The sequence below is a fragment of the Prevotella histicola genome, from assembly GCF_055385135.1.
On sequence record NZ_AP043794.1, the window covers coordinates 298,923 to 310,309 of the forward strand.

The 11,387-nt window shown below is 43.6% G+C and carries 5 protein-coding genes; all 5 read right to left on the reverse strand.

Annotation, left to right across the window (positions count from 1 at the left end; translation table 11 throughout):
• Positions 1 to 6 precede the first annotated feature (6 nt).
• Entirely contained in the window at positions 7 to 2,514 is a 2,508-nt protein-coding gene (locus tag ACZ48L_RS10040; protein WP_464722076.1) for a glycoside hydrolase family 2 TIM barrel-domain containing protein, read from the reverse strand.
• A 519-nt stretch (positions 2,515 to 3,033) separates the two neighbouring features.
• Positions 3,034 to 5,052, reverse strand: a complete 2,019-nt coding sequence (locus ACZ48L_RS10045; protein ID WP_314694083.1) for a cadherin repeat domain-containing protein — start codon at positions 5,050 to 5,052, stop codon at positions 3,034 to 3,036.
• Positions 5,053 to 5,067: 15 nt separating this feature from the next.
• Positions 5,068 to 6,756 carry a RagB/SusD family nutrient uptake outer membrane protein gene (locus ACZ48L_RS10050; RefSeq protein ID WP_314694082.1) on the reverse strand — a complete coding sequence of 563 codons (1,689 nt, stop codon included), beginning with the start codon at positions 6,754 to 6,756 and terminating at the stop codon, positions 5,068 to 5,070.
• Between the two features lie 25 nt (positions 6,757 to 6,781).
• Entirely contained in the window at positions 6,782 to 9,592 is a 2,811-nt protein-coding gene (locus tag ACZ48L_RS10055) for a SusC/RagA family TonB-linked outer membrane protein (protein ID WP_025792665.1), read from the reverse strand.
• 34 nt (positions 9,593 to 9,626) lie between these two features.
• Positions 9,627 to 11,387, reverse strand: coding sequence for a RagB/SusD family nutrient uptake outer membrane protein (locus tag ACZ48L_RS10060; protein ID WP_025792667.1), 1,761 nt, complete (start codon positions 11,385 to 11,387; stop codon positions 9,627 to 9,629).

Here is an 11,387-nt window from a genome sequence, read left to right on the forward strand (position 1 = left end):
GAATGTTTACTTAGATGTTATACGAAGAGTCTGGGGCTGTAAATCAACACCCTTTGCCGTGAGTTGAATGTCTGAAGGTGTCTTACCAGACTGTATTACCACCATACATTTACCATAGAAAGCATGTCGCTCACTGGCTTTAAAGCGTTCCATAGAGAAAGGACTACCATTGTCAACACCTGCAATCGTGGCATCTCCCGTCAAAGAGAAGATGATATTATTATCTGCCCAAGGACATAAATTACCATCTTTGTCAACCACTTCCACCGTAACAAACGACAGACTGCGTCCATTTGCCTTGATCAATTGACGGTCAGGAGTCAACCGAATGTGGTGAGGGGCACCTGCTGTTCTGATGATTTTCTCAGCCGTTACATTACCATTCTTCCGTGCAACGACACGTACTTCACCCGGTTCGAAGTTCAAACGCCATGCTACATGATACTCATGATCATTCTGTTTGCGGCGTACACCCTGTGATTTTCCATTCAAAAAGAGCTCCACTTCATCCGCCTTATTATAGTAACACCACATGTCAATAGGCTGACCTTCTATCCAGTTCCAGTGCGGGAAGACATGCAACACAGGCTTATTGGTCCATTCACTCTGGTACAAATAGTAAGAATCTTTGGGGAAACCAGCCAGGTCAACCAAGCCAAAATAACTGCTTCGAGCAGGGAAATTGAAAGGAGTTGGCTCTCCTATATAGTCAAATCCAGTCCAAATAAACTGTCCAGCACAGTAAGGTGTATGCTTAACTACATCCAAAGTCTGTTCATGTGTAGACCCCCAATAAGCGCAAGAGTTATCATATGATGAGCAACGGAAGGTGGGATCAGTGAACGGACGCTTCTTTGTTGGCAGTCGGAAGAGCGAATCACTTGGCATCTTATAGTATCCACGTGTTTGTAAAGCAGACACTGTTTCCGTCATGATGAAGGGCTTTCCAGGGAAATTCTGTGGTACATCCTTCACCTTTTGTTGATGATAATTGAAGCCAATCACATCCAAAGCACCACTCTTAAACAGGTTATTCTCTGGCGACACCTCATTACATCCTGCCGTAATGGGTCGCGTTGGGTCATAACTACGTACGATAGCAGCCAGCACCTGTGTGAGTTTTGCATTCAGATTGAGCTTGTCCCCCTGTGTCAATGCAGCCTTGCTACGATTGTCATTGAGCAGGATATTCACGTCTTCCAATGCCATTCCCTTGTTATCCACCTTGTTCCACTGCTCCAAAACCTCATTACCAATACTCCAAATGACAATGGAAGGATGGTTACGGTCACGTAAAACCATATCACGTAAGTCACGTTCAAACCATGTTTTGAAATATAATGAGTAGTCATAAGGCGTCTTTCCCTGCAGCCAACTGTCAAAAGCCTCATCCATAACGAGCACTCCCAGACTGTCACAGAGGTTTAAAAGCTCAGGAGAAGGGGGATTATGAGAGCATCGGATGGTATTGACACCCATCTCTTTCATCATGATAACCTGCCGATGAAGGGCGTCTTCATTGATTGCAGAGCCCAGACATCCTAAGTCACCATGCAGACAAACGCCATTGATCTTGATGTTTTCACCATTCAAGAAGAAGCCTTTTGCCACATCAAAGTGTACCGTTCGTATACCGATAGTCGTGGTATCACAATCCAACACCTTACCATTCTCTATCAATTCGGTTGTCATCTTATAGAGATAAGGGGAAGAAAGCGACCACAGATGGGGTTTGCTGATGCGCATTTGCTGACTTACGAGAGTGCCCGAAGCAGCCGTCTGACCACCTTTCGATGTCTGTGCAACAAGCTGATGGTTAGCATCCCATATCTTCTGACGCACTACGAAGCGGCGATTTAAGCCACCGGGATTCTCTATTTGTGTGTTGACTGTGATGTTCCCAACACCCTTTTTCAACTCAGATATAGCCTGTACGCCCCATTCTGCTATGCGAACATCGGATGATTTAGACAAGTATACATGTCTGTAAATGCCACATCCAGTGTACCAACGGCTGTTAGGCTGTTGTGAATTGTCAACTTTCACGGCAATAACATTATCACCTTGCTTGTTAAGAAAGGGCGTAAGGTCATAGCTAAAGCTGATGAAACCATAAGGACGTGTCCCCACAAGCTTGCCATTCACATAGACTGATGTACACATATAAGCCCCATCCAGATGAATACTGTAACGGGATTTGGCATCGTTATCCTGTAAAACCAAATGCTTCCGATACCACCCTATACCCCCAGGTAGCGCACCTCCAGTAGCACCAGAGGGGTTCTGACAATAGAAATCACCTTCTATTGCCCAGTCATGTGGCAAATCTAATAATCGCCAATGGCTGTCATCGAATGTTATCTGCTGTGGAGAGTCATCCTGATAAAGAGAGAATCTCCAGCCATTATCCCACAAATGACGTTCAGCTGACTGTCCTGACAATGGCAGAAGACAAAGTAAGGTCATCAGAAAAGGATAGATATAATGCTGGAAATGATTGCTAAAAGTCTTCATTTTCAATAGAGGTTCTTATGAATTATTCGTTAATAGAATTGTTATTATTGGATGATTAGTGAGTAAACATTGCTCTTCGGAGAAGCATAAAGGCTACCTGTACTATTGTGCTAAGCCTTAGCTCCACATGTGCGGGGCATCAGCACCACATGTGCGAAGCCCCAGCACCACACGTGCTAAGCCTTAGCACCATTGTGAAAGACGGGCTCTTATTCTCCATTATATGCTGATTTGTAAGATACTTATAATCAATCTCGTACGCAAAACGATTATTGTAAAGCTATACAACGTAATGCATCAAGTAACCATTTGTCTCTATCTCCTATGAGAAAGCATGCCCCTGACTGTAGGAACACTGCCCCACTCAGAGGTTCTACAACTCTATCCAATACCCCAAGCACCCTAAAACGAGATGTTATGATGGGGTTATCGGATAGAGATTGCTTCAACATGATATTAGAGACAAAACCTAAGAGTTACACAAATCAATTATATATTATCTATGAAATACAAACTTCTTTAGGGTACTTCGATTGTAGCCTTCTTCGTAACGAAGTCGATTGTTATCTTGGTTCCAGCCTTCCAGACATAGTCTTTATTAGGTTCACCCTCGCCATTCTTACGATATAGGAAGGCACCTGTCTCTGGATCAATATATACCTCACGCTTCCAAGAACCGAACTTCTTAACGTTCTGGAAAGCAGGGATGTTTGGATAGATTCTCATTCTACCGCCCTTTGCAAGCGTTGCAGACATCGTCCGACCGTCAGGATTCGTCGTAAACTCTACTGAAGCACCACCACAATCGCCCGAAAGGCTCAACGGCTGGATGTCAATTTCACGAGAATCTAAGCCTACATATATAAGGTATATACCATTATCAGCCACGACAGCCCTATCGTTTACCACCTGATAACCCTCCGCTTTCTTCAATTTAGCAAAGTTACCCTTACCATATGCCTTGTCAGTAGAGAACTCTAAAGCCTCTCCACCAGGTATATAAGAGATGTAGAACCAACGGGAATTACCAGCATATCCATTCTCCATTGAGACAACAGAAGCAGCATTCCAATCCCAGTTTCCAAAGCTATTGCCTGTCATGTAAAGCTGAGGAACGCCCTCAGGGATAAGGTTCTCTGGCGTAGTACCACCGAAATCAGCCGTGTTATTTGCCATGTTCATCCGCACGGTAGTACCCTTGGTGACAGGTAATGCCGGCATATTATCAACCGATGTACCAGGGTAGACAATCTTTCCATTGCGTATTGAGAACTGCATCGTTGTCCAATTACGGGCATTGTTATTGGAAGTTGCAAAGAGATTCAGCTTACCTGTCTCAGTTGTTTCCACTGATAAGTTCTCCCCATTGACGGTCACAGGCTGCTCATTATCTCCCAATGCCGTTCCTGAAGCATATACCTTCGGAGTCTCAAAAGCAATGAGTTTACGGTCCAAGTTCACATAAACAAGATAGAGTCCAGAAGTATTAACAGTGGCTTTTCCGTCACTATTCACGGTAACACCCTGCATTGTCTGCAATGAAGAGAACGCTTGTGAACCGTCTTTTGCCATTGCCCACTCAACAGTTTGTCCAGCCTGCAGATAACATAGTCGCCAGAATTCACCATTCCCAACAGCACCTACAGGAGCCATCTGCACAATATTGGCAGTGTTCCATGCGCCAAAGTTACTTCCTCCCATGTAGAGATCGTCAGGGAATCCCGTCACTTCAACACCCTTACCACCCATACGCGCCTCGAACTTATCCGTCAAAACACTATATTTTATCTGAACACTGTATTGTCCTTTCAGTGGGAATTTAAGCTTCACATCCGACTGGTTAGTGAGTGGCTGATAGTCTGCTGTCAGCTGATTGGTACGTTCTGCCAAGGCAGTTCCGGTGTAAACAGCAGACACTGTGTCCTGTTCGCTCTCACTATCACGCAGATAAAGCGGCGCTCCATCATTCATATTGAACACATATCTGCCCGGTAACAACTGCTGTGTAGAGTCCTCATTGCTCCAAGTTACCACATGCGTGAGGCGGTCATAAGTAACCTTACTCAAGCCAACAGTGGTACTTCCCTCCGTTGTAAGTGCATTCTCACCCTGCATAGTAAACTGAACAGGAATGATCGTAAGCTCCTTTCGCTCCTTATTAACAACGATCTGATAAAGTCCTTCAGCAGGAACAGTGAAGCCTTCACCCCCTTCTGTCAGGTTAAAAGCCGTTGCATGAGCATTGGAGAGTGAGATATCAGTTCCCTTCCCATAGGTAACGGGTTGTCCGTCAGTCCCTACAAATGATATCTGAAAGCGTCCTTCCTTCTTCAACCATGCACGAATACTAAACATATTTGCATGAGAACCAGACTTCAACCTACCCGTTTCAATGGGTACAGAGAATTCAGAAGAGCTCCCAGAGAGGTAAATTCCTTCAGGAACATTCACCACTTCATCATATGCTATGTTGTTTTCGGTACAGGCTACCACGCATAACACGGATAGCATCACCACTATATTCTTTAATCTTATCATGACTTTCCGATTTTATTACCAACCTTTATTTTGTTCCCAATGATGCAACTTAAGTACCTCTGACTGTGGTATAGGATACCAATACATCTTGGGTTGAAATACTCTTTGCTCTACCTGAACAGGTGAATAAGTAAAGTTACCAGCATCATCTTGCGTTATCTTTACGCCCTTAACAGGTGCTCCAAGGGTTGAAGAGGCAACCTTCCACCGACGAACATCCCAGAAACGATGCTCTTCAAAAGCCAGTTCCACACGACGCTCATGGTGAATCAACGTGCGCATCTGCTCCTGTGTGAGTCCAGAAGGGACATCAGGCAATGACACACGTTCGCGAATCTTGTTCAGATAGACGGCAATGTCAGGGTTCGTTGGGTCATATTCATTGAGCGCTTCTGCATAGTTTAAGTAGATTTCAGCCAAACGGAACAATGGTACAACATGCCCATCGCTTCCTCCACCCGTCTGGATATTGACGTTCTCATTGAGGAATTTGCGCAAGTAATAACCCGTTTTTGTTGCATTAGGGTTGGGCATTGCATCGGCACCCCCTGGATAAGTAGCAATCCTTTTGCCCTTAAACAAGACACCATTCATCAATACCGTTGCTAACAAACGCTCATCTCTGTTCTCAAAAGGGTGTGCAGCTTTAACAGGATCACTCCAATCAAAGGCTGTTCCATCAAGCATTTCATAATCGTCTATTAGGTTTTGAGAAGGGTTAGTACCGCCCTTTCCGCCATAGCTTATAGGGAAATTGCTCTTTTCAAAGTCTGAATTGGAAGGGTAACGCCGTACGAATATATACTCTTTATTCTGGAAATCATTCTTAAAAAGGTCATCGTAAGCTGGTGCTAACTCGTATTGATTGAGGTCTATTACAGCCTTAGCAGCATCGGCAGCAGCCTTCCACAAAGTAGCATCCGAAGGCTTGTTAGCCTCGTCTATATCACCAAAATCAACATAAAGAGGACTGGCTGCATAAAGCAACAGACGACTCTTCAAAGCCAAAGCAGCTCCTTTCGTTGCACGTCCAAAGGCATCATTCATGTTACGCCATGGTGTCAACTCTAATGAATCAGCAGCTATGTCACAGTCATTGGCAATGAACTCCACTACTTCTTTCATCGTTGGACGTGGTGTATCACTGTAATCTTTATTGATATCTAATGTCGATTTGATGATAGGAATAGGTCCGTAACGTTTCAATAATTCGAAATTGAAGTAGGCACGGAGGAAGTGTGCCTCAGCACGCCACATACGTATATCCTTCAAATTATTCTCATATTCCACCCGTTTTGCTGGGTCTAACCGTGAGATATCAAGATTAATATGATTGGAATTCTCCAATAATGTGCAACACTTTGCTATACCTGCGAAGTAACGATCCCATACATTATCAGGATTACTTAAGGCATTCCATGAGCCATTATTGAACTGTTGGATGTTGGAAGACTCTATTGCAAAACAAGCATCATCAGTGGCAGCACCCAATAAAGCACCACCCGAGAAGCGGTTCAGCCCTTCTGGGAGTAGTGAATAAGCATACGTAAGGTATTGCTTGGTACGATTGTAGGAATCGAACGTTGCTGTCTTGTCGATAAAGGAATCCTCTTCACGATCCAAAAAGTCATTGCATGAGCAGAGAGTAAAGGCACTACCAACTGCCATGGAGACGAAAACGTATCTGAAAAACTTTGTGTTCATAAGATAAAATTCTTAGTTAAAATAATTAGAATGCAAGCCTTAATCCCACGCTAACAGTACGCATTAGCGGGTAGCTTAAGATGTTATCTTGCTCGGCATCACCTAACTTTCCAAGGTGATCAAGCGTGAATAAGTTGGTTGCATTCACATAGAAATAAACCTTACTTAGGCGTAATGCATGTGAAACGGCATCTGAAAGCTCATATCCCACTTGTATATTACGCAGTCTAAGGAAGCTTCCGTTCCTTCTCCAGAAGGTAGAAGAACGATAGTTATTACTGAAATCGACTGTAGAAAGTCTTGGGTAAGAGGCATTAGGATTGGTAGTTGTCCAGCTGTCAAGCGCCAGATTGGATGCCGTACCATTGTTTTGGAAAGAGTAGACACTTGCTCCACGCAAATAGATATCACGTTGTGCAACACCTTGGAACAGTACACTTAAATCGAATCCTTTGTACTTTAAACCACCGCTGAACATATAATTCCATGCAGGAACAGTAGCATTGCCAACGGGATGTGCATCATTCTCATTGACAATCTTGTCTCCATTATAGTCCTTGTACTTAATGTCTCCAGGTGCAACATGCCCAAACTGAGGCTGTGGAAGATTAGCTTTCAACTTACCATTACTGTCAAAATCATCAACGCTATAGAAACCTTCTGCCTCTAAAACGATAGGTTTCCACACAGGATTACCTTTCTTATAGAGATAACTTTCAGCCTGAACGTCCTCCCCTTGTTCCTTTACTTTGCTCATAGCATACCATGTTCCAGCCTCAGCAAAGTAAGAGATCTTATCGTGAATCTTTCCTTCGTAGCGTACTTTGAACTCAAAACCATGATTCGAAACCTTACCAATATTCATCAAAGGCAGAATGTTTCCATAGGAAGCACCTACTATACCGAGTATGCGAGAATAAGGAAGTGCAAGGATTCCAGATTGCTCTTCATTGAAGATATCAAAGTTTATAGATAGGTTTTTATATAAGGTTGCATCAATTCCTACATTGAAAATGCGCTTCTTCTCCCATGAAACGGAAGGGTTAGCCAAGGTCTTTTCTGTGAAACCAGCGGACTGTGAGCTACCAGTTCCGAAGAGATAACTCCCGCTATTACCATATGTCTCATTATAAATATACCGCGCTGAGGTTTGATTATTACCTGTTATACCATAAGAAGCACGAACCTTCAAAGCATCAACCCAAGCCAATGACTTCATAAAAGACTCATTGCTTACAACCCAAGCAGCCGACAATGCAGGGAAGAAACCAAAACGATTTCCACGTGCATAGTTATCTGTTCCCATATAGGAAGCTACCAATTCAGCTATATATCTCTTATCAAAGTCATAGGTTAAACGGCCTGCAAAGTTCACATAACATTCATCATTGCGCACGTTATATACTTGATAACGGTCGTTTGCCATCATGAACATAGCATGTAAACCATGCTTACCAAAGCGGCGTTGATAGTCAATCTGTGCCTGTAAATCAATTCTTGAATCACTGGTTCTAAACCCTTCTGTTGAGGTCAAAGCAGCATCTGAACCATATTGTGTGTAGCTATAAACAGGATTATTGTCTGCATCTACACCCGTTTGTGTAAGAGAATACCGTGCATAATTCCTTGTCTTAGGAGATGTTTCAGCCATAAAATTGTGATAACCGAACATAACCTTGGCACTCAAGCCACGTACAAGGGCACTGAAATCATACTGAAGTCCAAAGATAACTTGTACAAAACGAGAGTTCTCTTTATACAATCCACGGTTCAAGAGGTTTGCAACAGGATTGGTGTAGAGGGATGTTCCGCCTATACTTCCATTCGGATTGTAAATAGGAAAAGCATTAGGTGGCGTGGTCCAGATGGAGTTTAGATAGTCACCAGCACCACCACCGCCGGGTGTTGTACGCTCTGCAAAGCTGACTGCAGAGTACAATGACGCACGGAAATAGCGTGTGATGTCTACATCTAAGTTAGCTCTGAAGTTGTAACGTGCGTAATCAACATTGGCATTCTCACGTGCTTTAGAGTCTGTACCACGGTAGATTCCTCCGTTCTGCATCAGTCCTGCCATCACATAATAGTTCAGACCACCACCTCCACCACGGAAGGATAGCTCTCCCATCGTCAATGGAGCGGTGTTCTTATACAGTTGTTTCTTCCAATTTACGTTTGGATAGAGGTATCCATTCGTACCCGACTGATAAGCTGCAAGTGCATCTGAAGAATATATAGGAGCCTTTCCATCATTGATAAGTGCCTGATTATACAAGCTCGCATACTGATAAGAATCCATTGGGGTGTCCATGATTGTTGGCATCTGAAGCCCCGTTTGTATGCGGAAACCTATCTTAGGAGAGGAATGAAATCCCTTCTTTGTTGTGATCAGCAATACCCCATTAGCTCCTCTTGAGCCGTAAAGTGCCAAGGCTGCAGCATCTTTTAAGAGGGACACTGACTCTATTTCTTCTGAGGAAAGGTTATCTAATGGTGCCTCAAAGCCATCAATAAAGACCAACATCTGCTGGTTTCCATTGAAAGAACTGACACCTCTCGTAAACATATTCTCCATATAGAAGTCATAACCGGGCTCTCCTGACTTCTGCAAAATAGACAGTCCTGGAAGCATTCCCTTTAAGGAATTACCCACTGTTGGTGACGTAATATCCATGAGACGTTCACCCTTTACCGTAGATATTGCTGCGGATTGTGCCCAAGTAGGTTGCTTTCCATAGGCTATATGGGTCTCTGTTGTGTCTGAGACAGTTTGTGCTTTCACAGGCGCACATAGCTGCATGAGTGCACAAATAAAAATAGAATATCTATATTTCATTGTTCTGTTGTTTTACATTAAGGTTTACTTGATACTACCATCCAGGGTTTTGGATAAGATAACCCTTGTTGACTTCCTTCTGATCAATAGCATATAAGTAACAGTTATCATTCCAGAAACGATGCTCAAAGACATACGGTTCGTAATGGATATGCGTCTTATTACCATCTGTTGAACGAATTCTTAAGCCATAGAACTTACCCTTCATCACTCCTTCATCACCTGCAATACGCCATCTTCTGATGTCCCAGAAACGATGATCTTCAAATGCTAACTCCACAGAACGCTCATTACGCAGCTTCTTACGGAATGCTTCTTGTGTCATATTTGCAGGGAAATCTGGCATACCAGCACGTGAACGAATGGTATTTACAGCATCATAAGCTGCCTGAGGAGGAGCACTCTCATACTCATTCAACGCCTCTGCATAATTAAGATAGAGCTCTGCTAAACGGAAAACGGGCCATTGAACATTAGCGGTATTGCTACCATTGACATGCAAAGCACGTGGAACCCACTTGTGAAGTAAGTGACAAGTACGGTCCATAGCAGACTTCTCTGACCCACCATCAAGGAAGTTTATAAACGGAATCTCATCGTTCCAACTGCTGCTATGGTAAGCTACTGTCTGCTTAAAACGTGGATCAAGACTGTTGTAAATATCAATGAGATTATCCCCACCATTCATGTTCCAGTCTGCAGGCTGCCCATCGGCGCGCTTCTCATAGTGCTGAACGAAGTTGAAAGTGACGTATAATCCAGCATCACCCCATGCCTTATTCATAGCCCAAGTAGGGAGGTTAGCAACCAACGGACGGCTGGTTGTCTTGAAGTTTCGGTACTTCATATTCCCCAAAATGATTTCCTCATTATCAGGTATTGTCCATACATCTTCATAATCTTTATCAGGGTTTCCTGTGTTATGAATCTTATAATGCCCTGAAGCTAACGCTGCATCAATGGCTGCTTTGGCTGCATCAGCTGCCTTCTTCCACCGTTCTCTGTCATAATTCCCATACCCAATAAGATTCTCATGACCTGGGAATGACATATACGGAGTACTGGTATTGAACAACGGACTGGCTGCATAGAGCAATACTCTTGCCTTTAAAGCCAAGGCTGCTATACGTGTTGCACGTCCTAACTTCGCATTATCGGTATAGTAATCTGGCAGATATTGTGTTGCACGATCACAATCAATAAGGATTGAGTCAATGCAATCTGAGAAGCTGTTCCTTGGACGTTGTGAGAAGTCAGTAGGGTCAATGACATCTCTAACGATAGGCATACCACCATAACGATAGACTCCTTCCCACAACAACATGGCTCTCATGAAGTAAGCTTCACCCGTCGTACGCTTGTTGAAATCAGGGTCTCCCTCATCAAAAGGTACCTCATGAATACGCTTTAAGATAAGGTTTGCAACACGCATAGTATGGTTTCTCAAATAGAACCGACAGTCTTCATCCCATGGGAAATTGGTGTTTGTATGGTTTCCTGCATTCCATGCGGCATTGCCCATAGCCCATGTTGCTACGTCTTCTCCCTCATCACAGGCTGAAGCCAACGTAGAAGACGACAACAAACGACGGTCAGTATTGCTACTACTCATACAGAATCCGTAAGGCATTCCCTCTGCATAAAGCGTCGTCAAGAGCTTCTCTGCATCAGCACGGGTAGCGAAAACTTCATTCTCTCCGTAGTCAACAGAGGGTGGAGTCTCCAAATAATCGGAACAACCTATTAGGAAAATGGGAGCAATTGCCCATGCTATATATTTACTTTTCATTTTCAT